The 24,538-nt window shown below is 48.4% G+C and carries 23 protein-coding genes; 16 read left to right on the top strand and 7 right to left on the bottom strand.

The window, feature by feature from the left end; all coding sequences use genetic code 11:
• Window positions 1-3 precede the first annotated feature (3 nt).
• The 9 genes from AC58PQ_RS12125 to AC58PQ_RS12085 all read left to right on the top strand — a co-directional run bounded on the left by AC58PQ_RS12125 (window position 4) and on the right by AC58PQ_RS12085 (window position 9,533).
• Window positions 4-1,095: a GerAB/ArcD/ProY family transporter gene (locus AC58PQ_RS12125; RefSeq protein ID WP_497242185.1), complete on the top strand. Its 1,092-nt coding sequence runs from the start codon at window positions 4-6 to the stop codon at window positions 1,093-1,095.
• Window positions 1,095-2,546, top strand: a complete 1,452-nt coding sequence (locus AC58PQ_RS12120; protein ID WP_497242184.1) for a spore germination protein — start codon at window positions 1,095-1,097, stop codon at window positions 2,544-2,546. Before AC58PQ_RS12125 ends, AC58PQ_RS12120 begins: the two co-directional genes overlap by 1 nt.
• The gene (locus AC58PQ_RS12115) at window positions 2,543-3,703 is read left to right on the top strand and encodes a Ger(x)C family spore germination protein (RefSeq protein WP_497242183.1); all 1,161 of its coding nucleotides are present in this window, start codon (window positions 2,543-2,545) and stop codon (window positions 3,701-3,703) included. The genes AC58PQ_RS12120 and AC58PQ_RS12115 overlap by 4 nt, the downstream gene beginning before the upstream one ends.
• Before the next feature lie 326 nt (window positions 3,704-4,029).
• Window positions 4,030-4,965 (top strand): hypothetical protein, encoded by a 936-nt coding sequence (locus AC58PQ_RS12110; RefSeq protein ID WP_497242182.1) that lies wholly within the window; start codon window positions 4,030-4,032, stop codon window positions 4,963-4,965.
• A gap of 83 nt (window positions 4,966-5,048) precedes the next feature.
• Window positions 5,049-5,786, top strand: coding sequence for an ABC transporter ATP-binding protein (locus tag AC58PQ_RS12105; protein ID WP_497242181.1), 738 nt, complete (start codon window positions 5,049-5,051; stop codon window positions 5,784-5,786).
• Window positions 5,779-6,531, top strand: coding sequence for a DUF2705 family protein (locus tag AC58PQ_RS12100; RefSeq protein WP_497242180.1), 753 nt, complete (start codon window positions 5,779-5,781; stop codon window positions 6,529-6,531). Before AC58PQ_RS12105 ends, AC58PQ_RS12100 begins: the two co-directional genes overlap by 8 nt.
• Before the next feature lie 5 nt (window positions 6,532-6,536).
• Window positions 6,537-8,012, top strand: coding sequence for a sensor histidine kinase (locus AC58PQ_RS12095; RefSeq protein WP_497242179.1), 1,476 nt, complete (start codon window positions 6,537-6,539; stop codon window positions 8,010-8,012).
• The gene (locus AC58PQ_RS12090; protein ID WP_497242208.1) at window positions 8,012-8,701 is read left to right on the top strand and encodes a response regulator transcription factor; all 690 of its coding nucleotides are present in this window, start codon (window positions 8,012-8,014) and stop codon (window positions 8,699-8,701) included. Before AC58PQ_RS12095 ends, AC58PQ_RS12090 begins: the two co-directional genes overlap by 1 nt.
• 145 nt (window positions 8,702-8,846) lie before the next feature.
• Window positions 8,847-9,533, top strand: coding sequence for an MgtC/SapB family protein (locus AC58PQ_RS12085; RefSeq protein ID WP_497242178.1), 687 nt, complete (start codon window positions 8,847-8,849; stop codon window positions 9,531-9,533).
• Between the two features lie 1,045 nt (window positions 9,534-10,578).
• Here AC58PQ_RS12085 and AC58PQ_RS12080 read toward each other — a convergent pair.
• A complete protein-coding gene (locus AC58PQ_RS12080; RefSeq protein ID WP_497242177.1) occupies window positions 10,579-11,031 on the bottom strand; it encodes a flavodoxin in 453 nt (150 codons plus the stop codon).
• A 168-nt stretch (window positions 11,032-11,199) separates the two neighbouring features.
• Between AC58PQ_RS12080 and AC58PQ_RS12075 the strand changes: the two genes are divergently transcribed.
• From AC58PQ_RS12075 to AC58PQ_RS12050, 6 genes are all read left to right on the top strand, one after another.
• Window positions 11,200-12,222, top strand: coding sequence for a TrmB family transcriptional regulator (locus AC58PQ_RS12075; RefSeq protein WP_497242176.1), 1,023 nt, complete (start codon window positions 11,200-11,202; stop codon window positions 12,220-12,222).
• Entirely contained in the window at window positions 12,219-12,887 is a 669-nt protein-coding gene (locus tag AC58PQ_RS12070) for an HD domain-containing protein (protein WP_497242175.1), read from the top strand. The genes AC58PQ_RS12075 and AC58PQ_RS12070 overlap by 4 nt, the downstream gene beginning before the upstream one ends.
• Before the next feature lie 756 nt (window positions 12,888-13,643).
• Entirely contained in the window at window positions 13,644-14,903 is a 1,260-nt protein-coding gene (locus AC58PQ_RS12065; RefSeq protein WP_497242174.1) for a DUF445 domain-containing protein, read from the top strand.
• 25 nt (window positions 14,904-14,928) lie between these two features.
• Complete coding sequence (locus AC58PQ_RS12060; protein WP_497242173.1) at window positions 14,929-15,768, top strand: ABC transporter ATP-binding protein; 840 nt, start codon at window positions 14,929-14,931, stop codon at window positions 15,766-15,768.
• Window positions 15,701-16,465, top strand: coding sequence for an ABC transporter permease (locus AC58PQ_RS12055; RefSeq protein WP_497242172.1), 765 nt, complete (start codon window positions 15,701-15,703; stop codon window positions 16,463-16,465). The genes AC58PQ_RS12060 and AC58PQ_RS12055 overlap by 68 nt, the downstream gene beginning before the upstream one ends.
• Window positions 16,466-16,479: 14 nt before the next feature.
• Window positions 16,480-17,505: an ABC transporter substrate-binding protein gene (locus AC58PQ_RS12050; protein ID WP_497242171.1), complete on the top strand. Its 1,026-nt coding sequence runs from the start codon at window positions 16,480-16,482 to the stop codon at window positions 17,503-17,505.
• A gap of 185 nt (window positions 17,506-17,690) precedes the next feature.
• Here AC58PQ_RS12050 and AC58PQ_RS12045 read toward each other — a convergent pair whose 3' ends face one another.
• Window positions 17,691-18,149: a bactofilin family protein gene (locus tag AC58PQ_RS12045; protein WP_497242170.1), complete on the bottom strand. Its 459-nt coding sequence runs from the start codon at window positions 18,147-18,149 to the stop codon at window positions 17,691-17,693.
• A complete protein-coding gene (locus tag AC58PQ_RS12040) occupies window positions 18,146-19,162 on the bottom strand; it encodes a peptidoglycan DD-metalloendopeptidase family protein (protein WP_497242169.1) in 1,017 nt (338 codons plus the stop codon). Before AC58PQ_RS12040 ends, AC58PQ_RS12045 begins: the two co-directional genes overlap by 4 nt.
• A 185-nt stretch (window positions 19,163-19,347) precedes the next feature.
• Here AC58PQ_RS12040 and AC58PQ_RS12035 point away from each other — a divergent pair, with 185 nt between their 5' ends.
• Window positions 19,348-20,508: a YCF48-related protein gene (locus AC58PQ_RS12035; RefSeq protein WP_497242168.1), complete on the top strand. Its 1,161-nt coding sequence runs from the start codon at window positions 19,348-19,350 to the stop codon at window positions 20,506-20,508.
• A 549-nt stretch (window positions 20,509-21,057) separates the two neighbouring features.
• Here the strand turns inward: AC58PQ_RS12035 and AC58PQ_RS12030 are convergent.
• From AC58PQ_RS12030 to AC58PQ_RS12015, 4 genes are read right to left on the bottom strand one after another with little or no spacing between them, the layout of a single operon-like run.
• Window positions 21,058-21,558 (bottom strand): hypothetical protein, encoded by a 501-nt coding sequence (locus tag AC58PQ_RS12030; RefSeq protein WP_497242167.1) that lies wholly within the window; start codon window positions 21,556-21,558, stop codon window positions 21,058-21,060.
• 27 nt (window positions 21,559-21,585) lie between these two features.
• Entirely contained in the window at window positions 21,586-22,764 is a 1,179-nt protein-coding gene (locus tag AC58PQ_RS12025) for an MGDG synthase family glycosyltransferase (RefSeq protein WP_497242166.1), read from the bottom strand.
• A gap of 13 nt (window positions 22,765-22,777) precedes the next feature.
• Window positions 22,778-23,359, bottom strand: a complete 582-nt coding sequence (locus tag AC58PQ_RS12020; protein WP_497242165.1) for a thymidine kinase — start codon at window positions 23,357-23,359, stop codon at window positions 22,778-22,780.
• 36 nt (window positions 23,360-23,395) lie between these two features.
• A complete protein-coding gene (locus AC58PQ_RS12015) occupies window positions 23,396-24,373 on the bottom strand; it encodes an HD domain-containing protein (RefSeq protein ID WP_497242164.1) in 978 nt (325 codons plus the stop codon).
• Between the last annotated feature and the right edge of the window lie 165 nt (window positions 24,374-24,538).

The following is a 24,538-nucleotide window of genomic DNA, read 5'->3' as shown; positions in this document are numbered from 1 at the left end:
CTTATGCATGTTAAGAAACAGATTACTGCACTTCAATTATATTGTATTGTGATCATTTCAATTGCAATTACGAATCACGTGCTACTCATCCCTGTGTTGCTGCACTTCGGGAAGAGGGATTCCTGGGTAGGAGCTTCATTGGCTCTCGTGCCCTTACTTTTGTGGACCTGTCTCATCTATTTCCTAGTGAGACGATCGAAGCAGGGCGACTTAATCAACTGGATTAGAATGAGAGTGGGAAAATGGGGGACGTATCTTGTTCAATTTGCTATTATTCTCATCTGTTTTACACATGCCATCGTCACCATCAGAGATGTAACCACGTGGACACACGTCACTTATTTGCCTAGAACCCCCCCATTGTTGATTGTATTGATGTTTATGATATTCTGCTTTTTTGCGGCAAGAGAAGGAATTAAGGCGATTGCCATTTCCTCAGGCATCCTCTTGCCAGCCGTTGTTGTGCTAGGTTATTTTGTGATGGGCGCCAACTTTCAATATAAGGATTACACGCTGCTCACACCCCTTTTTACACATGGCTATGGTCCCACAATCATGAGTATGTTGTTGACCTGCAGCGCTTCTTTCGAAATATTGAGTGTTCTCATTATGCAGCACCATGTCCGGACTCCTATTCGATTGCGTGCCTTACTTATTCTAACTACTTGTGTAATTGGGCTTACCATCGGCCCTCTAACCGGGGCGATTGCCATATTTGGTCCCTTCGAGGCAGCGGATTTAAGGTATCCAGCCTTTGAACAATGGCGAATGGTCACACTTGGGAAATATATTTCCCATCTGGACTTTTTATCTATCTTTCAATGGATTTCGGGTTCTAGCATGCGTACCTCGATATTGATGTTCATTAGTGTGGATCTGATGAAAGTTCAGAAGAAATCGACTAGATCGAAGATCCTCGCTTGGATCAGTTTAGGTCTGCTAGGGCTATGTTTGATTCCCATATCGGACAACCAAATGGTGCTATGGCTGCAAAACTATTACTATACGTATATGTTTGTTGTCGGCCTATTGGTGCTGTTATTCCTGCTTATAGTTGCGATGCTGCCAATACGGCGAAGGGAGAAAGATGCCTAGTGAATGAGCAAGATTTCCGTGAATGGTTTGCTCTTTCGGACGACGTTATATTGAAAACATACCCTGTCAAGCAGGGAGGGACGGTTCAGCGTGTTACGATGGTGTATTGCGAGGGAATGGTACGAACGGATGTGATCGATGGGCTCGTGCTGCCTAAGCTGCAGGCTTTCATAGATAGTGACTATTATCAAAATGAAAACGATCTTGATCTGAGTACGATGCTGCAATTGGTCAAGTTTATCGGTAATCACGTTATAGAAGATATGAAATTAGCTGTATATGCGGGACAGTTGATTTTATTTTTTGAAAATACCCAAGCTATCTATTCACTGGATATTGCTGCACCTCCGAACCGTTCACCAGAAGAGTCAAGTACAGAAACATCGATTAAAGGACCGCGCGACGGATTTACAGAAGATGTCATCACGAATATCGCCTTAGTCCGCAAACGATTGGCCACACCGAGCTTATGCTGTGAAAAGATACATTTGGGAAGAAAAAGCAACACGGAAGTTGCCTTACTATATCTTGGGGATGTCATGAATGAGTCGACCATTCAAGAAGCAAGAGATCGGCTGCAATCCATTGATGTCGACGCGGTTATCAGTAGCGCGCAGCTCGAGGATGCCTTATCTGGGAGAACCTATTCGATCTTCCCCCTTCTGAATTATACAGGGAGACCTGATTTTGTAGCCGATAGCTTACTTCGCGGTCGATTTGCAATTATCGTGGATGGATCGCCGATGGTTCTCGTTGCACCCGTTACCTTAACCTATATTTTAAATTCACCTGAGGATGTCCACAATCCCTTCTACTACGTTGCTTTTGAGAAATTGCTAAGAATAGTTGGTTTGCTCATTTCTGTATTACTGCCCGGCTTATGGATTTCAGTTTCCAGTTTTAATTTGGACCAAATTCCGTATCAACTCGTAGCCACGATATCCTCTTCCCGATTAGGCTTACCTTTATCAGGTCCAATGGATTTTATTATCATGCTGATGTTATTTGAATTATTTCGAGAAGCAGGCGCTCGTTTGCCCAAAGTGGTTGGACAAACGGTCACTGTTGTAGGTGGATTAATTGTCGGGGACGCGGCAATTCGCTCCGGGATTACAAGTCCCACTACCTTGGTGGTTACTTCGTTGTCCACGATTTCGATGTATACACTGGTCAATCAATCTCTTGCCGGTACGATTACGGTTTTACGTGTTGTTATTCTGTTGATCTCCACTATGTTCGGTATATACGGATTCATGATTTCTCTTATGGGGCTAGTTCTTTTTATGTCGACGCTTGAGTCATTTGGCGTGCCTTATCTCACTCCGCTTTCACCGCCATACTTTGGGGAAATGATCACATCCTTATTTTCTAAGGCTTGGAAGAAGCTTAAGCGAAGGCCGATTGAGCTTAATACCCTGGATGATACTAGGCAAGGTAGTGAACCCTCATGATGAAAACAGCTTTGGTGAAATTGGCAGTGAGCGCACTATTGTTAATTAGCCTAACGGGCTGTTGGGATTTGAAAACGATACAAGACACGAACTACATGACAGCGATAGGCTTTGATTATAAAGATGGGAAATACATTGTATATGGACAAATGCTGGATTTCGGCAGCGTGGCGAAACAAGAGGGGGGACAGTCGTCGCAACCGCCTTTGATTTGGGTAGGTAAAGAAGAAGCAGCAACCGTTAGTGAAGCGTTCAGTAAGCTTTATCGTACGTCTCAGCAGCGCGTTTTTTGGGGACATGTCGGCGCTTATTTGTTTTCAAAAGATGCGCTAAATCAAGGCATTAGCAACTTTACCGACGGATCGATTCGGTATAGTGAAACGAGATTCACCCAATGGGTGTATAGTACGGACGAGTCTATAGAGTCTATTTTCTCCGTCATCCCGTTCTTCAATGTCTCGCCGATGAGCTCTATTTTAATGCAACCGATAGATAACTATCGTCAACGCTCTTACATTAACCCATATCGCTTGTTTGGACTGATTTCTCGCATACGGGAGCCTGGGTATACCGTGATGCTCCCCTCGTTGGACATCGAAAAAAAGGTATGGGCGAAAAATGAAAAACCAGATCCAAAACTAAGAGTGAACGGCGCTTATTCGCTAAACAAACAACATAATTTGGAATGGTTTTCCGAAAACCAATTAAATGGTGCAAGATGGTTGAATAAACATACGAGTCGTACCCCAATGGTTGTGTATATAGAGGGTAAAGCAGCTCAAAACGTGACGATTAGACCGAAGGCTCATATCAAGGTGAGAGCGAATGGAGAACAACCCATCTTCGATATTGAGATTATAGCACCATCTACCGTGACTGAAATATTTGATGAGATTGATGAGATGGAGTTAAAGGAAATAATTTCCAAACAAATAACGGAAGAAGTTGATATGACATTTAAGCTTGGAAAAAGCCGAGGAATCGATGTATTCGCTTTGGAGCATGTGTTGTATAGAGATGATTTCAAAGCATGGGCCAAACTAACCAATTATGGTGAGAAGCCGATAACCGACTATGAACTTGGAAACATTGTGGTGAAAACCAAAATTATCCACAGCGGGATGCTCAAGATGAAAGAGAAATACAAACAGTATTAAACAAAGAGGCTACCTTCCTAAAGTATAAGACGAGGAGGGGGGGCCTCTTTGGTTACCACATTAGAAAGTATAAGTTTTCGTTTCCGAAAACATCTTTCTAATTGGCGATAAAAACTACCTTTAAAACGCGGTCGCTCATCCTCGAAGGACTTCGATAGAAGTTTTTCTCATGTGGGCAGTTAAGAAAAATTTAAGAATTGTTTTAGGCGGTGTTAATAGGCACTTTAGGGGTAATTAACTCTTGAGGGCTAAGATAGTCAATATGGAAGCGCAAGTAGCGCAGCCAAATTAGAGATAGCGTATGTATTACGCGGAGGCAGGACGATATGAATAAGAAGATAACGATGTTGGGATTAGGTGTTGCAGTAGGCAGCATGATGCTAGTGACTTCCGTATATGCTGGTGTGGGCGAAGCTCCCGGATATGAAGCTTTCAAATCAGCCGTGAAACAAACAGCAACAATCAAGAACGTAACGCGCCAAGTCAATGTTTCTTTACAAGACAATGGAGCTTCCTTGCTTCAAGTGAAATCGATGATCAAAACCGGCGGAGCCGACCGCGCTGGAAGTGCACAAGTGAATGTAATTAACGGCACTAATGAACAACAAACGATTCAATTCTACAGCCAAGACGGCAAGCAGATTATCAAAACAGCAGATTCAGACGTATACAAAGTCATCGAAGGCGACGGAGCCCCTGAGAAATTCAAAGGACATAACAAAGGCAAGCATACCCCAGACCCAGAAGTCATCAGCGAAGTGGAAAATGTCGTGGATACCCTAGTCGGCAACCTGAAAAATTATGTCACGATGGACGAAGCCGCAGGTAACGGTAAGGAAATTCATTTTAAACTGTCCGGCAGCCAGATTTCTCCGGTTGTGAACACCGTGGGTTCCCTTGTTATCAAACATGGTGTTATGTCCAAAGACGAGCCAGTGCCAGCCAAAGCCAATACGCTGGGTATTGACCTCGCGACACTAAGGAACAGTCTGCCGCAGCTATCTTCCGACATCTCAATGGATGAAGTGGAAGTGAATGCAAGCGTGGCAAGCGATGATCATATTACAAGTCAGTCTGCACAAATTCATTTATCGGGTAAAGATGCACAAGGGGCCGAACATGATGTCGTGCTGCGCATTGACATGACACTTTCAAGCTTGAACTCAACAACGCCGGATACCGTGGATTTGAGCGGCAAGCAAGTAGAGAACGTGAAATTCGATGAATTGTCTAAGCATGAAAATTGGGGCAGCAAGCACTAAGCGCTGCAAACACCATCTAACCCAAAGAGGAGTCGTCAACCTCGGTTGACCTCCTCATTTCCTTTTTGAAAGGCGGAAGCAGTGTGAAACACGTCGTTGAACTAAACAATGTGACGAAAATATTCAACAATCTGCGAGGCATCCATCAAGTCAATATGACCGTGCAACGGGGCGATATTTATGGCTTTTTTGGGCCGAATGGAGCGGGAAAAACAACCGTCATGAAGATCATGACAGGCTTATCCCAGGCGCAGCAAGGCGAGGTAAAGCTGTTTGGTTACGACGTAAAAACACAGTATGAGCAAGCGATGGCTAAAGTCGGCGTTTTGATCGAAACGGCAGAAGCTTACACGTACATGAGCGGCAGAAGAAATCTGGAGCAAGCGGCGAGATTTTATCCTGCGGTGAGCAAGCAGCGTATTGATGAAGTGCTGGAGATCGTAGACTTAACCCCTTTTCAACAAGAAAAGGTAGCAGGTTACTCACTGGGCATGAAGCAAAGGCTCGGACTAGCGGCCGCGATGCTGGCTAAGCCGGAACTCCTGATTCTCGATGAGCCGACGAACGGTCTCGATATTGAGGGTATGGTTCACATTCGTGAAATCATCCTGCGCTTAGCGCGTGAGGAACGGATTACATTCATAATCTCCTCTCACCTCATTCACGAAATGGAGCTCATGTGTAATCGCATTGGCATCATTCATCAAGGGAAGCTCGTCCGTGAGGGACTCGTCTCGGAATTGACTAAAGGCAGCCCATCCTTGGAAGCCGCTTACTTACGTGAAATTCAAGCCGTCAGGGGGATCGCCGCGAATGCCTAGTATATTAACAGCAAATGTCTGGAATGAGACGCTTAAATTAGCTTACAAAAAGAAAACAATCTTTTTCCTAGCCGTAACCTTGCTGCTCCCTATCCTAGCAGGAATCTTGCTTTCCAGATTTCAAAATGGTATCGGCATCGGCGCGATCTCCGCGAAGGATTTCCCGATCGTCATGCTCGGCTTATTTACGAGTATCTTCCTGCCGTTGTTCGTGTTCATGGGTGCAGCGGATGTATTCTCCGGTGAGATGGGGGATCGCACGATGAAAAACATCCTAACCCGCCCACTTTCCAGGTTCAAGGTGTTTGCTTCCAAACAACTAGCGCTTGCGATCTATATTGGGCTCTATTTGGTCATAGCCCTCATCGCATCGATGCTCTCTGCTTTGCTATTTCAACATTTCGGTGGCATCGGTACACTCTCCAATTGGTTGCTTGCCTACGGAGCGGCCTTCGTGCCCCTGCTGGTTCTAAGTATTGCCGCAGTGTGTCTGGCGCAATTTTTCTCGAGCAGCAGCTCGGCGCTGACCGTCAGCATCCTCTTGTATCTGGCGTTTAAAGTCGCGGCCTTCTTCATCCCGCAAATCGCAACCTACTCCCCGACGGCCTACATGGATTGGCATATGCTTTGGGTTGGCGGCTCGATCGTGACGAGCAAGATCTTCTCAATCTTTATGTTTTTGATGGCGTGCAGTATACTATTTTTTACAGCAGGTTACTATTTGTTCGATAAAAAGGAGCTCTGAACCCGATGTCGATTCGCGTACGGCTAGTCCTATCCTATATTGCCATGCTGCTTGTACCTCTTGTGCTTTTTGGGCTAGCCGTCATTCTTATCAGCATCGCCACCTTCGGGAGCTTGAAATCCGGCTTTGAAATTGACTTCTCCCAAGGTAATCCGATCAAGCGTGTCGTCGATCAGGAACTGGAAAATGTCGCCTACATGAAGGCCAAGACAGAAACCGATCCGGATGCATTTCTCGATGAGGTGTTTGTGAAGGATTTGGAGCAGCGCTTCCACAAAATCAACATGGGTCTGATCATCCGTAAGGATCAAGCCATCACCTATATCTCTCCTTACATTAAGCAGGGGGAGGCGGGGGATACCGCGAAGCTGCCGGATTTCGGCACATCTTCAGGCAAATTCCAACGCAATCAAGGTTCTCTGTGGATAACTAGACAGCAGGATTTCTTATTTGCTGATAAGAGTAAAGGTACCGTGTTTGTATTTCTAGACGGAGGTCCTTTTCAGAAATATTTGCACCAGTTCTCCAAATCTGTTTTCTTAACATTTATTTTCATCCTCATCGCCACCAATGGCGTGCTGACTTACTTCGTTTCGCGCAGCATTATTCGGCCCCTGCGAGCACTTAAGCGTGCAACAGAGGAGATTAAAGAGGGAAATCTGGACTTTGAAATTGTTCCACATGGGAACGATGAGCTTGGCGAGCTCAGTGTCGCTTTTGAAGAAATGCGGCGTAAACTTAAGAAATCCGTAGAGCTGCAACTCCAATATGAGGAGAATCGCAAAGAGCTCATTTCGAATATTTCGCATGATTTGAAAACACCAGTCACCGCGATCAAAGGCTATGTTGAAGGTATCATGGACGGTGTTTCGAATTCGCCGGATAAGCTAGATAAATATATTCGAACCATTTATAACAAAGCGGCGGATATGGATCGGCTGATTGATGAGCTGTTTCTATTTTCTAAGTTGGATCTGGGTAAAGTTCCGTTTCAATTCGAAACCGTCGATCTAGGACTCTACGTGCAGGATTGTGCGCAGGAATTGCAGTTTGATATGGAGAAAAAAGGGGTCCAGCTTACACTTTCCGATCTACCACAAGAGCCGGTACTGGTTACCGCAGATCGTGATAAGCTTAGACGTGTGCTTCTAAACATAATAGAGAATGCAATGAAATACAGTGAAGAAGGCAACTGCCAGATCACATTAAGTCTGCAAAAACAAGGCGACTTCGCTGTTATTCAAATCAAGGATAATGGACAGGGCATCTCGGAGGAGGCGCTTCCGCATATTTTCGACCGCTTCTATCGCGCAGATCCGTCACGCAATACGGCAACTGGCGGGAGTGGGCTAGGACTTGCGATTGCGAAGCAAATCATCGAGGAGCATGGCGGGCGCATTGGCGCTACGAGTGTGGTCGGGCTGGGCACTACGGTGTTTATGGCCCTGCCACGCCATCTAGGGAAGGGAAGCGAAGCATGATGAGTCGGATTTTGATCGTAGAGGATGAACAAAGCATTGCCGAGCTAGAACGCGATTATTTGGAAATTAACGGGTACGAGGTTGATATCGAGACGAGCGGCGAGCGTGGGCTTGAGCGGGCTCTGACGATAGATTATGATTTGGTGATACTCGATCTCATGCTTCCGATTATGGATGGCTTTGAAATTTGTCGGCGTATTCGCAGCGTGAAGGACATTCCAATTGTCATGGTTTCAGCTAAAAAGGAAGACATCGACAAGATTCGCGGTCTCGGCCTTGGAGCCGACGATTACATGATCAAGCCGTTTAGCCCAAGTGAGCTGGTAGCTAGGGTAAAAGCCCATTTGGCCCGATATGAAAGGCTGATGGGGAAGCGTGAGTCGAAGAACGACGAGGTTCGCATTCGCGGTTTGATGATTGATAAAACGGCGCGACGCGTGTTCGTGAATGAGCGAGAGGTCATGTTCACGACCAAAGAATTCGATCTGTTGACTCATCTCGCGATGAATCCGAATCGGGTATACAGCAAAGAGCAGCTATTCGATCTGTTGTGGGGCATGGACGCCATGGGGGAGATTGCTACGGTGACTGTACATATCCGTAAGCTGCGAGAGAAAGTAGAGCAGGATCCATCGAATCCACAATATATAGAAACGATTTGGGGAGCGGGCTATCGCTTCCGAATCTAAATAGCAAAGCTTGGGAGAGTTGCCTAACTCGTCTCAGGCTTTTTGGTTGTCGGCATAAAGATATTAATATTTTAACAAATGTTTATTTACTTCGTTACCTTGTTAAGATATTGTAAAGGTTACTTAACTAGAGGAGTAAACGACAATGGAATTTACTGTAGATCTACATATTTTAATGAGACTTGGGATTTCAGCAATTTTTGGATTAATTATTGGATTGGAACGGGAGATTAGGAATAAACCGCTCGGACTCAAGACATCGCTTGTTATTTGTTTAAGCAGCTGCTTATTGACTATCGTGTCCATCGAATCGGCCAATAAATATGCCGTAGCGGGATTACATGTCATGGACCCCATGAGGTTGGCGGCACAAGTGGTGAGCGGGATCGGTTTTCTTGGAGCAGGTGTTATTCTTCGCAAGCACAATGATGTCATTATTGGTTTGACGACGGCTGCTATGATTTGGGGTGCTGCAGGCCTTGGTATCGCGGTTGGGGCGGGTTTCTACGTTGAAGCCTTTTTCGGATTGCTGCTCATTCTGGTTAGCGTAATCGTCTTGCCTTATTTTATTAAAAAAATGGGACCAAGACCGCTAATCATGAAAGATCTCCGCGTGCGTCTGCTTGTTTCACATGATGGGAATTTAACGACGATTATCAAAGCGATTATTGCCAAAGGGTACAAAATGAAAAGTGTTCATATTAAAGAATTGAACCAAGAACTGCAGGAGTTAAACTTCATCGTATATGTGGATCGGAAATATGCTTCTGAGGTTTACGATGAAATGAAGAGTATGGCATACATCGAGATTGCCGAGGTAGAGACGCTTTGAGGAAGGGACCGGATCGTGGCCGCGGGGGGCTGCTTTCCGGTCTTTTGTCTACATATTAAAAAGTATAAAATTCAAAGAGCAGGATCCCCTTCTAAGCGTGGCGGTCTGTACGTCTCGCGCACAAAAATTGTGCGCAAGGAAAGCAGTCTCGCCCGGCCGTCGCACGCTAGCGCACAAAAATTGTGCGCAAGGAAAGCAGTCTCGCCCGGCCGTCGCACGCTAGCGCACAAAAATTGTGCGCAAGGAAAGCAGTCTCGCCGGCCGTCGCACGCTAGCGCACAAAAATTGTGCGCAAGGAAAGCAGTCACGCCGGCTGTCGCACGCTAGCGCACAAAAATTGTGCGCAAGGAAAGAGTTCCCGTCGGCCGTCGCACGCTAGCGCACAAAAATTGTGCGCAAAGAAAGCAGTCCCGCCGGCCGTCGCACGCTAGCGCACAAAAATTGTGCGCAAGGAAAGCAGTCCCGCCGGCCGTCGCACGCTAGCGCACAAAAATTGTGCGCAAGGAAAGCAGTCCCGCCGGCCGTCGCACGCTAGCGCACAAAAATTGTGCGCAAGGAAAGATATCTCGCCGGCCGTCGCACGCTAGCGCACAAAAATTGTGCGCAAGGAAAGATTTCCCGCCGGCCGTCGCGCGCTAGCGCACAAAAATTGTGCGCAAGGAAAGATATCTCGCCGGCCGTCGCACGCTAGCGCACAAAAATTGTGCGCAAGGAAAGCAGTCCCGCCGGCCGTCGCACGCTAGCGCACAAAAATTGTGCGCAAGGAAAGCAGTCTCGCCGGCCGTCGCACGCTAGCGCACAAAAATTGTGCGCAAGGAAAGATATCTCGCCGGCTGTCGCACGCTAGTGCACAAAAATTGTGCGCAAGGAAAGCAGTCACGCCGGCTATCGCACGCTAGCGCACAAAAATTGTGCGCAAGGAAAGATTTCCCGTCGGCCGTCGCACGCTAGCGCACAAAAATTGTGCGCAAGGAAAGAGTTCCCGCCGGCCGTCGCACGCCGCTTCCTCCAGAATCGCGTATTCGGAGCAAGCGACTATTTTTATTTAGGCTGAAACGCCCAATGCTGCTGCAAATTTGAGGCCTAGCTCGTGGCATAGTTGTTTCTCATCCTTGGACGGATTAAGCTCCACCTTGAAGCCATCAAATACTTTTTCTCCGCCTATTTCGGCTAGCTTCTCTTCAAGTGTATCCACTGCTTTGCCAAAATACGTATAAGAAGAATCAGCAGAACCAAACACGCCAAACTTACGTCCTTGAAGATTTACATCATCCATTTCCTCGTAGAAATCTTCGAATTCATCCGGTAGATCTCCATCTCCCCACGTATAAGCCCCGAGCAGAATACCTTCATAGTTCTCAAGTTCACTTGCGTTGGTATCCATGACGTTTTTGAGTACAGGCTCGATCCCTGCCTCTTGAATGCCGGCTGCAATCGCTTCGGCGAGTTCTTCCGTATTTCCAGACATGCTTGCGTAGACAATGATAATTTTGGACATGGTGGACCTCCTATGTTAATTAATTTTGAATAGTAACCCATTAACTTCCACAATATTATTTGATAATGATTATCATTGTCAACATAAAATTTTAGATAGATCGTACTGTGACCCGATACGACTAGGCTAGAGAACGTGCTACAATAGGGATATGAAGGGGGCTGCGGCATGGAGAATGTTCTACAGCATTTGAAAAACCTTGGCTTCACAGATCTGGAAGCCAAGTGTCTGCACGTGCTTGCCGTGAGCGGCACGCAAACTGGCTACGAAATCGCCAAGGGGCTTGGCGTATCGCGTTCGAACGTGTACGCAGCTTTACAAAAGCTCGCGGAAAAGGGCGCAGTGCTCACGAGTCATGGTGAGCCCACGGTATATCAAAGCGTGCCGATCGAGGAGATCGGCGAGCGAATGGAAGCGGAGCTGCAAGCCTCCATCCGCTACGTGAAAGAGCATCTGCCGAAGCAAGAGACGCATCGGTCGGAGTACTTCAGCTTGGAAGGCGACACGAAGGTTATTGAACATGTCCGCTCGGAACTGAGGAAAGCCAAGGAGGAGGCATTCTGCGATCTGTCTCCAGAAGAAGCGAAGCTGCTGAAGGATGATATTCGTGTGGCAGCTACGCAGGGCGTACGTGTCATCGTCATGCCGACACGCGAAGCGGGGGCTGGTTTCTATCCTTTTGCACGTAAACGGGTCGAGTGCTTGAAGGGCCAGGAAGGCCGGAAATTTGCGATGCTTATTGATCGTAAACTAGCGATCGTTGGCACACGTGGCGGAGAAGATCCAACACTTGCGATGCTAACCGAACACCCTGCGATGGTGGAGTTGCTTTATAATCATTTTTGCAGTAGTGTCGTGATACATGAGTTGCAGCAGGATATGGGTGCGAAGCTCGAGGATAAATACGGAAAAAATTTCAAGAAAATCATACAGAAACATATTGATGGCAAAGTGCCTGAACCGAAGAAAGTGGAAGAGGCCAAATTGATTGCGGTTAAGCTTCATTCTGGGAATGAGATCGCAAGAGAATTGGGAAGTCTCGGAGAGGGTGCATCTGTCGAAGAGAAGACCGGCGAAGAGAAGCACAGCGAAGCGAAAACTGAACAAGGTAAGTTTGAACAAGAAAAGAATGGACAGGAAAAGCTGGAACAAGGAAAGTCTGGGCAGGGAAAGAGGAAGAAAAAGAAATGATGCAGCATGAGTATGTAGAGGATCAAGAGCGGATTTTAATCGCGGCGGAAGCGCTCGTGAAGGAAAAGCTGGAGCGCGATAGCAGCGGCCACGACTGGTGGCATATCTATCGCGTGGTGCAGACGACGAAACGCATTGCCGCCCAAGAGGGCGCTGATGGCTTCGTCTGCGAGCTTGCGGCGTTGCTTCACGACGTTGTCGACGAGAAGCTGAACGCCGATCCAGCTGCGGCGCAGCGCGAGCTGGAGGCTTGGCTCGCCGCCAGCGGCACGCCGGCGGCGCAGGTCGAGCACGTGCTAGAGATCATCAGCACGATGTCTTATAAGGGCGGCGCGCGGCCGCCAATGCGCACGCTGGAAGGCCAGGTCGTGCAGGATGCCGACCGGTTGGATGCCATTGGCGCGGTGGGCATCTCGCGCGTGTTTGCCTATTCGGGCTGGAAAGGCCGCCCGATTCACGATCCTTCCGTCATCGCGCGCGAGCACATGACGGTGGCGGAGTATCGCGGGGGCAACGACACCGCGATTAATCACTTTTACGAGAAGCTCCTCAAGTTGAAGGAGCTTATGAATACGGCCTACGCGAGGGAACTCGCGGAGGAGCGGCATCGCTTCATGGAGCTCTATCTGCAGCAGTTTTATGCAGAGTGGGAAGGCGAGCGATAAGATTGTTGGGGAGAGAGCCTACGGTGGCTCTCTTTTTTGTGATTTCTTGCTTTGCAGGGAGTACAGGATACTGTCACTTCTGGTATCGCTTGTATTACCGGAGAAGCGATTCATGCCGAGATACTCGAAAAATTCGAGTAACTCGAACGAGATCGCAGCGCAAAGCACCGAGATACTCGAAAAATTCGAGTATCTCGAACGAGATCGCAGCGCAAATCGCCGAGATACTCGAAAACTTCGAGTATCTCGAACGAGCCAGCAGCGCAAATCGCCGAGATACTCGAAAACTTCGAGTAACTCAAACGAGCCAGCAGAGCAAAGCGCCGAGATACTCGAAAAATTCGAGTAACTCGAACGAGCCAGCAGCGCAAAGCACCGAGATACTCGAAAAATTCGAGTAACTCGAACGAGCTAGCAGCGCAAAGCACCGAGCTACTCGAAAACTTCGAGTAACTCGAACGAGCCAGCAGCGCAAAGCACCGAGATACTCTTAGCTAGTCTATAACAAGTAGGAGTAACTGAGGCGAATAGATGCAACTGTTGGGTTAGGAGCGAGTGAGAGGTAGCAGCACTTGTGCAACATAGAGGCTGAAATGGTCGCTTTCCCTGCAGGAATGTTGTACATCGTACAAACATCCACGACCACACTAGCAGCCTCCACTCCATCCTCCAACCCCATTACCACGTTTCTTTCCAATTTGTGATAAAATAGAAAGAATGATTCATCAACCTCACGCGGAAAGAGATGTTACGAAGATGAAAAAGAAAAAAGAAGCAAAGTATATAGCAACGGTTTCACTGGGTGTCATGGGGGCGGGCTTTCTAGCTACGCTGCCGACGGCAGTTTCCTCTACGGTCTGGGGCACATTCCTGCAAGGCGGGTTCGAAGCAGGGGTTGTCGGCGGCTTGGCCGACTGGTTCGCAGTCAGCGCATTGTTCCGTCATCCACTGGGGATTCCAATCCCGCACACGGCGTTATTGCCAAACAATCGCGAAAAGATCACGAAGGCGCTCGTCTCCACCGTGCAGAATGAGCTGCTCTCGAAAGAAACCATTCGTGCTCGCTTGCAACAGATCCGTTTCCTTGAACGCGGCCTAGAGCTCGCAGACAAGCAGCTGGACAATCCGTCCCTGCACAAAGGACTCCATGCGCTAGCCAAGCAAGCGCTACAAGCAATTGACCTCGAAAAATTAACTCCTCTCCTCGCAGAGGAAATACATAAAGCACTTCAAGATGTGGACACAAGTCGTCTCGTAAGAACGCTAATAGACACCATTGAAGACGGCGGTTACGACGGCAAAACCCTAGATTTTGTTCTCGATAAAGCAGCAGCCTGGGTGATCAAAGCGGATACGCGCGATCAACTAGGTGCGATGGCGATCAAAGCGTTCGAGGGACTGCAGTCCAATGGCTTCATGGCTTTTGCTGTGAACGCGTTTATCGGTATGGTGAACGAGGAAAAAATCGGCGGTATCATCCAGAATTTCGTGCTGTCCTATATTGATCAAATGCGCATGAACAAGCATCCGAAACGAGAAGCCGTTCTCAACTTTATTCGTAACGAGCTTCACAAGCTGGATCGTAATCCAAAGCTTCTAGCGGAACTAGAAACATTGAAAACGAAGCTTCCTGAGCTTTTCAACCTCGACGAGAAGCTAGCGCTTTTGCTCACAAAACTAAAAGAAAAAGCGGAAGCCTTCATCGATGAGCCAGATTTTGTGCCTCAGCATGTGGTGCCTATTATTCGCAAAATGCTCCTATCCATCCGCGAAAATCCAGATATGCTGCACCGCGGTGAGGACTGGATTCAAGAGCAAATCGCGTCCTATGTGGAACAAAATCACAGTAAAATCGGCCAACTTGTGAAAGAAAACTTAGACAAACTCGATAACGAGAAGTTAACGGTTTTGATGGAAGAGAAGATCGGCAGCGACCTGCAATGGATTCGAGTGAACGGTGCCATTTGTGGATTTATCATCGGGATAGGCTTGGCAGGCTTGAAAATGTTATTCTAAGCGACAACGTGGGGGATGAGAGAGCTTGATCGAGATTAAGGGAGTTAGCAAGACGTTCGTGCAGCGCATTGGCGGCAACTATCAAGCGTTGAATGACATCACATTAACGATAAATAAAGGGGAGTTCGTCTCCCTGCTTGGCCCTTCAGGCTGCGGGAAATCCACGGTTCTGAACCTAGTAGCTGGTTTTGATACGCAATCGGAAGGCACGATTCTGGTCAATGGGAAAAAGGTAACAGGCGCCGGTGCGGACCGCGTCGTCGTTTTTCAAGAGCATGGTCTGTTCCCATGGCTGACGGTTCTAGACAATGTCGCCTTCGGACTTAAGCAGAAGGGAATCGCGAAGAAAGAGCGCCACGAGATGGCGATGGAGCAAATCAAGGCGGTACATCTTAGCCGCTTTGCAGACCGTTATCCGCACGAATTGTCGGGCGGGATGAAGCAGCGGGCAGCCATTGCCAGAGCGCTGGCGATGGATCCGGAAATTTTGCTCATGGACGAGCCATTCGCCGCACTAGACGAGCAAACACGCCTTATTTTACATAAAGACCTGGAAGAAATATGGATGCGTACGCGCAAAACGATTCTCTTCATTACCCACAATATTCGCGAAGCGGTCATTCTGTCGGATCGGGTTTTAGTGATGTCCACACGTCCCGGCACGATTAAGAAAGAATTCGCCGTCAAAGCGGCGAGACCACGCGACAGCGCAGATTCCGTGCTCCATCATATGGAGGCGTTGATTATGGACGCACTGGCGGATGAGCTGGAGAAAGTTGTGAGAGAGGAGACTGGCGATGAGTACAGCATTAAGAAGAACGATTTTTCTGGTACTGCTTCTGATAGCTTGGGAGGCGGGATTTAGGATTTTTGGATGGGGATGGAAATTCCCGTCCGTTTCGCAGACGCTGCAAGCCTTCTATGACGGTATCGTCCATGGGGAGCTGCTGCAAGCGGCAGGAGCGAGTATGCTGCGATTACTTATTTCATTTGCCTTGTCACTCGCCATCGGTACGACATTAGGTTTTCTATTTGCCAGGTATCGCTGGCTCGATGACACGCTTGGCTTTCTAGTGGTCTCGTTGCAGACGATTCCAAGTATTGCTTGGTTGCCTTTTGCAATTATATGGTTCGGATTGAACGAAACTTCCGTTATTTTCATTACAACACTCGGTGCTACATGGACGATGGCGTTGGCGAGTCGCACAGGGATCAAAAATATCCCGCCAATCTATTTGCGCGCTGCACAGACGATGGGAACGGGGAATGGATTCAATCTTTTTATCCAAGTGATGATTCCAGCTGCTTTTCCTCATTTGATCAACGGTGTGCGTACGGCTTGGGCATTCGCTTGGCGGGCACTTGTTGCAGGTGAGTTGATCGCGAAAGGTGCGGGATTGGGCCAGCTGTTGCAGGACGGACGGAATCTCGGCGACACCTCGCTGATGCTGTGTATTGTGATCATTATCGCCGTGTTAGGCACGGTGTCAGACCATTTCTGCTTCAAAAAACTAGAAGATAAAGTGCTAGAGCGCTACGGCCTCGCTGGCTCCAAGTCGTAAGGGGAGTGGGCGTGATGACAAAACGCATCAAAGTACTTCTGCTGTTACTCTTCGCAATGACACTACTGAGCGCCTGCGAGGAAAAACTGACAGCATCAGGTAAGCCACAGGTCGTTCGAGTTGGTGTGTTCAAAAATGTGACCCATGCCGCCGCCTACATCGCGCTGGAAAAAGGCTATTTTGCCCGCGAATGGGGCGATGAAGTGAAGATCGAGGTTACACCTTTCGACAACGGGGCAGATCTGTCTATCGCCATGGCGACGGGGGATATCGATGTGGGCTTCGTAGGTCCAGGGCCAGCGACGACTTTTTTCTTGAAAAGCGGTAATTTCCGCGTCGTTTCTGGTTCCAATAACGGTGGTGCAGTGCTGGTCGCCAGATCAGATGCAGGTATCCAGACTGTTGCTGATTTAAAAGATAAAACTATCGCGATCCCCGCCAAAGGGAACACGAATGAAATTTCGCTGCGCTTGCTGCTTCAGCAAGCAGGCATCCTACTCGGCAGAGGCACGGATAACGCGCATCTCATCGTACGTTCACCAGCGGATACCCTGATCTCTTTCCGTCAGAAAGAAATCGATGCGGCCTTAGTCCCAGAGCCATGGGGAACCCAGATCGAGAAGGCAGGGCTCGGTAAAGTCATCGCCGATTGGCAGGCTATTCCGCCGAACCATGGTGATTACCCAACGGTAATCATGGTCGCGAGCGATAAGTTCATCCAGCGTCACCGAGACATTGTTAAGGGAGCCATAAAGGCGAATATGGACGGAATTGCGTTCATCCAAAACAACCCCGACCAAGCTTACGACCTGATTAACAACCAGCTGAAGCAATATAGCGGTAAAGGCATGGATAAAAGCTTGATCAAAGCCTCGCTGAGCCGCCTCAAGCTGACCACTGAAGTTGATGTTAAGGTGATGGAAGAGATGGCGAAGGTTTCGATCGACGCTAGATATATCAAGGGAATTAAGCCAGATGAGCTGGATCTAAGCCGATTCGTGGACTTATCGATGCTGGCTGAAGTGAAAGCTGGGAAATGAGTAAGAGCTCGTCGCATCCCCCTAATAAAAGGGGAGAGAGACGAGCTCTTTTTACCACATAAGAATTTATATGTTTCCGGTACCCGGAAAAACAAATTCTTATTGGCGATAAAAACAACATTTAAAACGCGGTCGCTCATCCTCGAAGGACTTCGATAGAAGTTTTTCTCATGCCAACGCCGCAGCTAATTTCCGCCGGAAGCCGCCTGCTGCTCATTCTTTTGCTGCTTATGCGCTTTGGCATCGATGACCTTGCCGCCACTGCTGCCGCTTTTTTCAATGTGTACCGCAGCTGCATTCATCGCACTGCTACCCTGGAAGATGCCACCCTCCTCGATAATGAAGGAGCGTACATCAATATTCCCAATCAACACACCAGAGCTTGTTACGATCAGTTTGCCTTTGGTATGTATATTGCCTTTCACTTTGCCGGCTACAATTACATCGCGCGCGTGGATATTCGATTGTACGACGGCATTCTCACCAATCGTAATGTCACCGGCACATTCAATGTCCCCGTTCATTTGGCCTTCAATGCGAAGGCTAGCCTCCGAAATAATTCTACCCTCACAGATCGTGCTGCCTCCAATCAAAGTATCCGTTGTTTTCGTATCCAAGCGCTTCAATTTTGAGCTTCCAATCATTTGCGTTCATCCTTTCGATCCGAAATGAGATAGGGTTTAGGGTCAATCTGGATACCATTCTTATGAACTTCATAATGAAGATGAGAGCCAGTGCTGCGTCCAGTGGAACCGACGAGACCGATTTGCTGACCTTTTGTTACAGATTCTCCGCGTTTTACGAGTATTTTATTCAAATGCATATACTCCGTTTCAATGCCTCGCGAGTGATCGACAATGATATAGTTACCGAGTTCGCCATCATAGCCCACAGCGATGACTTTACCTGCTGCAGTTACGTAGACGGGGTCATTGTATTCGCCATCGATATCATACCCGGTATGCATGGAAGGTCTTAAGGTAAAGGGGTCTATTCGGATACCGAATCCGGAGGTGATACTCCGCGAGGCGTTAGGCCAAATCGTTGGCGTTATGCTGCGTAAATGTTCGGCTTCTTTAATTTTGGCTTCCGATTCAGTTAAGTTGTCGAGGAGAGCATTAATATCCCCAACTAATGAAAAAAGCCCTTGTTTGGTTTGACTAACGAGGGTTGATACGTCCTCCGAATTGACAGGTACATCGCTGCCGCCAACATCTACATTCGTCCCATGAACTGGCGAGGTGCTCGAGATGCTCGTTGTTTTTTTGCTTGTCCCGTTTACGGTTTCTGGCTGTCTCATCAGCTCAATCACATGATCCAATTTCCTGATTTCCTCTAGCTTAACCTTAAACTCATCGGCTTTCTGAGCCAGGTCAATCAAATCAATTTGCAGCTGTTCGAGCTCACTCGTTTTATGTGTAATTTGATCTACTAGCTGACGTTCTTGTCCATCGAAAGCTTGCTGCATGTTGTTCTGAGTTTGATGGGACCGGGTATTCATCAAGTAAATCGTCACAAAGAAACCGATCAACACAAGCAGGATCACGCTAGGCACAATATAGAGACTACTGTGCGGAAGCTTGAATCTTACGGTATGGCGGTTGGCACCCGGAATGATCATGAAGGTGAGTTCTTTTTTGCCCCAAATGAATTTCAACAGATCCTCCTCCCTTTCCGTAACAATGTCCCCCTTCTTGTTTACGATTGTATTCCACAGTGGGAGGAGTCATGCCTAATTTCTCCGCCATGGAGGGAAGATATTAAGGAAGTGAGTTCAACTTTTCCCTCCTAGATGACGTCAATGAAATAACAACGACACAAGAAGTGAAGGGAGCAATGAGGATGTTAAAAAGAACACTACTGCTGTTGGCGTTAACAACCCTCGCCTTAACAGGGTGTAAATCTTCCGGACAGACAAGCGGAGACGTGACGGTTTCTGAATCACCGATACCGAGTGTGGTGGCGGAGGCGGAGCCTACAACCGTACCTACGAAAGGCAGCGAAGGATCAACGCCGCCTCCAATGGATGGAGTAACTGCCTTAAGGCTTGCTGATGCTCAAAAAGGCTGGATTGGCGGTAAAGGGTGGATCGCTCATACCGATGATGGTGGTGTGAAGTGGACAGGGCAATACACGGGGAATGGGGAGATTGGGCAGTTATTTGCCTTGAATGACCAGGATGCTTGGGCAACTGAAGAAGATACGGGGAAGCTATTGACTACCCATGATGGTGGTGCTCATTGGTCGTCGGTTGGTACCGTTCCGAATCAAGCATTCCTCCACTTCGTATCGAAGCAGGAAGCTTATAGCGGCAATGCCCAAACCGTGGACGGCGGTGCCAAATGGGTAAAGCTGCCCGTACCCGCAGGTACGCAAGGGGATGCTTACTTTCAGGATAAGAAGAATGGCTGGGCCGTCCGACAAGTGCAGGATACGATCGAAGTGCTGCGAACCCAAGATGGTGGGCAAAATTGGGCGCCCGTGATGTCTCGTCAAACCGTCGCGACATTGACAGGCAACGTCATTCGCTCCGCTGGCGTGGATGATGCGTGGATCGAGCTGATTGGGGAATCGGGGATGACACAAACCTCGTACTCGCTGTTTCACACGAAAGATGGCGGGAAGACCTGGCAGACCGTACTGGTGAACAGTACGGCTGGCGGAGGTCCGGCCCCTGGCTTCCCTATCGGGGAGAACACGGGGCCGAAGAACACGGGCTCGAAGCCCGGCCCTCTCTACGTCGTCAACACCGACGTAGCTTTCATGGGCGGCAGCTGCCCGGCGTGCGACAAGCCAAACTCCGTCGGTTGGACGAAGGACGGCGGCAAGACCTGGGTGAACGGTACCGAGACGTTCACGGGGTATGGCGAGCTGCTGCTGGGCATGGCAGACGCGAATAACGGCTGGCTCATCACGAATGATAATGAGCAGCCGAGCGTCATGTACACCACCCGCAGCGGTGGTGTGAACTGGAATAAGGTGCATACGTTCGATGCACCATAAAGAGGGCCACCGCGGCTGACTTCGCGCGGTGGCTTTGATTGTTCTGCTTACGCGAGCTCAAGGGTCGTACGGCTGGCAAGCACTCGGTGGTAATTTCAGATGGAATTCACATTCAGGCGTTTACAGCTCAATTGCCTGCACAATTTATCCAAAAGGGGTGTTAAAGCTTCCCGATGGCAGGCATTTTCGGGACTTCGGCCGTTATAAGGCTCATTTAGGGCCTTAAAGCTCCACGCGTGTGCCCACGATCTCACTTTAACGCCCCAAAAGGGCCTTAAAGCATCCGATGGCAAGCTTTTAAGGGGATTTCGGCCGTTATAAGGCCCGAAAAGGGCCTTACAGCTCCACGCATGAGCCAACGATCTCACTTTAACGCCCAAAATGGGCGCTAAAGCATCCGATGGCAAGCTTTTTAGTGGACCTCGGCCGTTATAAGGCCCGAAAAGGGCCTTACAGCTCCACGCATGAGCCAACGATCTCACTTTAACGCCCAAAATGGGCGTTAAAGCTTCCGATGGCAGGCATTTTCGGGACTCCGGCCGCACCCACTCACTTCGTAGGCGTATCACTGCCATTCCCGTTCCCATTGCCGTTCGTCCCATTCGTATTCTTCCCGTTAAAGAACGTCGAAGTAAGATCACGCAGCTTCTCCATAAACTTCCCGTAGCCGTAGCCGGTCAGAAAGGCAATGCTGATACGCGCCGACATCGAGTTGTCCACTTGCAGCAGCATAATCCCGCTCTCGAATAAGATAATCGTGATAATGGCAGAGCCGAAGCAGAGCACAGGGCGCATGAGATACCAGTAGATCCACTGTGTGGTGAGTTCTTGATAATGCTCATGGAACATTCGCAAGCCGTATAGAGATCCACCTAGCGCTCCTGCGAAGCCAAAGCAGGCATACTCGTGATAGAGGGCGAAATCAACGCCCATCATTTTCCGCCCAAAAGATCCGCTGCCAAGCACAGCCATCATCCATAGGCTGCCGACAAACCAGATCACTAAATAGCCAAAAATAGCCTGCTTGCCGAATCGGTGAATGGGATTCATAACAAAACACCGCCCTCACAATGGATATTACCATTGTATGAGCGGTGTTTTTGATGATGCCTGAATATAGGAACGCTTATCCAACTGCTCTAAATAGGCAATGATGGCAGTCGCACAGCTTCGTTCTTCCTCATTGTGGCCTTCACGGATGTCTGTTCTGCGTTTAGCGAGCTCAGGATATTGCTCGAGCAGCAGCTTAAACCAGTGATCAATCATCGCCATAGATGTGATGCGTTGTCCGTAGCCATTTTCCTGGAAATAGGTGCAATTACTCTCTTCCTGACCGGGAATGGGGCTGTAGAACAGCATCGGAATACCTTTGGCCATCGCCTCGGTGCAGGTCATCCCGCCTGGCTTCGTAATGAGCAGATCGGAGATATCCATCAGCTTGCTGATCTCGGTGGTATAGCCAATGAGATGAACATTCGGCTGACGGAAGGCATCCTCCTCCAGAAGCTGATGACGTGCTTTTTCATTGGTGCCGAGGCAGATAAGCAGCTGAATCTCCTTGCTCCAACTTGCTAAGTAAGTGAGCAGCTCTTCTTTTTCTTCTTTCTTAAAAACACCCCATCCGCCGCCCATGACCATGACCGTTGGCATAGCTTTGAGGCCGAATTCCTGACGTATATCCTTCTTGCTATGCGCCTTGCGGAAATTAGGGTGAACAGGTATACCTGTCACCTCGATATGCTTGTCCGGCACGCCGCATTCCATAAGACGCTCTCTAACTAGTGGTGTGGACACCAAATATTTATCTACAGCCGAGTCCAACCAAGTCCCATGAACATCGTAATCCGTGATCACAGTGAAGAGAGGTACATCAAGTCCCGCCCGTTTCAGCCGAGAGACGATGATACTTGGAAATGGATGCGTACAAACGATCATATCCGGCTTCAACTGCTTAATGACCGCTTTCGTCTGCGAGTAAAAGATGCGATGCAGCACGAGACTGGCTACGCGGCTCGGCCTTTTATCATACTGATTTCGGTACAGCATACCATACAGTCTGGGTTGTGAAGTCACCGTGCGGCGGTATGCCGAGAAGACCCAAGGTGCTAAGGTAGGATGCAAAAAAGCGCCAAGCTCAATCACGCGAGTAATCATGCCTGACGAGGATTGCCGAAGCTCCCCAGACAGCGCATGAGCAGCCTGTGTATGACCTTTCCCGAAGCCCTCAGATAATAGCAAAATCCGTTTTTTACGCAAGGAACTCACCTTTTTATCCTATGATTTGTGTAGTTTTCTTTTTGGAAGCATAGCATTTACGGCATACAGGAACGTAGCTTTCATTCCCGCCGATCTGGATCTGTTCACCATGAAAAATAGGAACCCCATCTTTGCAACGCATATTCATGATCGCCTTTTTATCGCAATACCAACAAACGGTTTTGATTTCCTCGATCGTATCGGCCACAGCTAATAGCGAGTTGCTGCCTTCGAATAATTGTCCCATGAAATCAGCTCGAAGCCCATAAGCGATAACTGGAATATCCAGCTCATCGACGACTTCAATCAACTGAGAGACCTGAGCTTTGTTCAAGAACTGTGCTTCGTCGACTAGAATGCAATTCGGACGCTCGGTCTGCGCGAGGGCGACCATATCCAAATGCTCGTCTACGACAATCGCCCCTTTTTGCATACCAATGCGGGAAGCGACCTTACCAACACCAAAACGATCGTCCATAACGGAAGTGAGGAGAAGCACCTTTTTGCCCTGCTCCTCATAATTATGAGCTACGCGTAAGACTTCAATGGATTTACCGCTGTTCATCGTGCCATAACGAAAGTACAATTTAGCCAAGCTGGGACAGTCCCTTCTGCGGATGTAAGATAAGTTTTAGATCGTGAAAAAATATGTCGCGGCCATGCTATCCAGCTCAGCTAGCTTAACGGCGGCTTGAAAGCTAACCTCTGAGGCGAGTTTATCGCCAATTAATGGTTGTTTTTTGTAAACCTTCCCGATCTTCACTTCGATGCTGCCTGGAACGGGTTGCTGTGTAATTTGAATACGATGCGGCTCATACATGAGCACATGAATGGTTTCCCTTGCCGTTGCATTGTTACTCTGCAGCAGCTCTTGGATCAATTCATGATCCATCAAAGCTGGAATACGATCCCTCATGCCTGGGTTTGACTCGCAGTGATGTGCCGTCGCTTTCGCCAGCAGCGCATCCATAGCTAGAAACTGCGGGTGCAGGAAGAGTCGGTGATCTTCTACAACCGCATCGATAAGTGCCGCAGCCGACGTCTCATCCGCTTCGATGAAAGGTCCGCGTAAGCGAAGTCCTTTTACAAGCTCCGAGGGAGGCAGCGTCATCTGGCCGGCATAATACGTGTCGCGAAGAAAGCTATCCAAGTGATCGAGTCCGAGAATCGTTGATTTGTTCGTTAGCGGTGTTTCTAGTTTTAAAAGATTAATTATGGATGGCGGTGATATGCCGTGTTTGATCAAAATATCAGCGATGACGCCTTGCCCAATTAATTGCTCGGTATGCCGGTGATGATTGTACCCGAGTGTACGCTCAACCGCATGGGAGAAGGGCAGGTGCCCGATATCATGGAGCAACGCCGCAATGCGCAGAAGGGGTTCTTCTGGGCAAAAGTGAGCCATGAGTGACCAAACGCCAACCGTATGTTCGAAACGTGAATGTGTAAGTGGTGAAAACAGAGCAGATGCTCCAAAATGGTGTAAAAACTTCAGACGGCGCACCGGCTTCGAGCGGAAAAGCTCAATTTCTACCGGATGGGCCTGTGTTTGCCATTGATACAGAGGCTCCCTAATCATGCCGCCCCCAAAAGTATGCTGTATACTCAAACAGAGCTCCTCCTAAGATGTGGAATCTGGATGTATGTTCTTGCAGCGGTATTAGCTATCATAGCATGAAACATGGAAAGTTCGCTATCACATGCACAGCCCGTGCGACATATATAGGAAATGAAATAATTAGACGCACTTTTACATTATGTATTTGATGACCGA

The organism is Paenibacillus sp. J22P143 (assembly GCF_059692035.1).
This window is presented reverse-complemented; position numbering and strand designations above follow the sequence as displayed.

Coding starts and splice junctions, on each gene's coding strand:
- AC58PQ_RS12050 (WP_497242171.1), top strand. CDS start 16,480: ATGACAAAACGCATCAAAGTACTTCTGCTGTTACTCTTCGCAATGACA.
- AC58PQ_RS12035 (WP_497242168.1), top strand. CDS start 19,348: ATGTTAAAAAGAACACTACTGCTGTTGGCGTTAACAACCCTCGCCTTA.
- AC58PQ_RS12095 (WP_497242179.1), top strand. CDS start 6,537: ATGTCGATTCGCGTACGGCTAGTCCTATCCTATATTGCCATGCTGCTT.
- AC58PQ_RS12055 (WP_497242172.1), top strand. CDS start 15,701: ATGAGTACAGCATTAAGAAGAACGATTTTTCTGGTACTGCTTCTGATA.
- AC58PQ_RS12090 (WP_497242208.1), top strand. CDS start 8,012: ATGAGTCGGATTTTGATCGTAGAGGATGAACAAAGCATTGCCGAGCTA.
- AC58PQ_RS12085 (WP_497242178.1), top strand. CDS start 8,847: ATGGAATTTACTGTAGATCTACATATTTTAATGAGACTTGGGATTTCA.
- AC58PQ_RS12030 (WP_497242167.1), bottom strand. CDS start 21,558: ATGAATCCCATTCACCGATTCGGCAAGCAGGCTATTTTTGGCTATTTA.
- AC58PQ_RS12045 (WP_497242170.1), bottom strand. CDS start 18,149: ATGATTGGAAGCTCAAAATTGAAGCGCTTGGATACGAAAACAACGGAT.
- AC58PQ_RS12070 (WP_497242175.1), top strand. CDS start 12,219: ATGATGCAGCATGAGTATGTAGAGGATCAAGAGCGGATTTTAATCGCG.
- AC58PQ_RS12080 (WP_497242177.1), bottom strand. CDS start 11,031: ATGTCCAAAATTATCATTGTCTACGCAAGCATGTCTGGAAATACGGAA.
- AC58PQ_RS12110 (WP_497242182.1), top strand. CDS start 4,030: ATGAATAAGAAGATAACGATGTTGGGATTAGGTGTTGCAGTAGGCAGC.
- AC58PQ_RS12100 (WP_497242180.1), top strand. CDS start 5,779: ATGCCTAGTATATTAACAGCAAATGTCTGGAATGAGACGCTTAAATTA.
- AC58PQ_RS12115 (WP_497242183.1), top strand. CDS start 2,543: ATGATGAAAACAGCTTTGGTGAAATTGGCAGTGAGCGCACTATTGTTA.
- AC58PQ_RS12125 (WP_497242185.1), top strand. CDS start 4: ATGCATGTTAAGAAACAGATTACTGCACTTCAATTATATTGTATTGTG.
- AC58PQ_RS12075 (WP_497242176.1), top strand. CDS start 11,200: ATGGAGAATGTTCTACAGCATTTGAAAAACCTTGGCTTCACAGATCTG.
- AC58PQ_RS12065 (WP_497242174.1), top strand. CDS start 13,644: ATGAAAAAGAAAAAAGAAGCAAAGTATATAGCAACGGTTTCACTGGGT.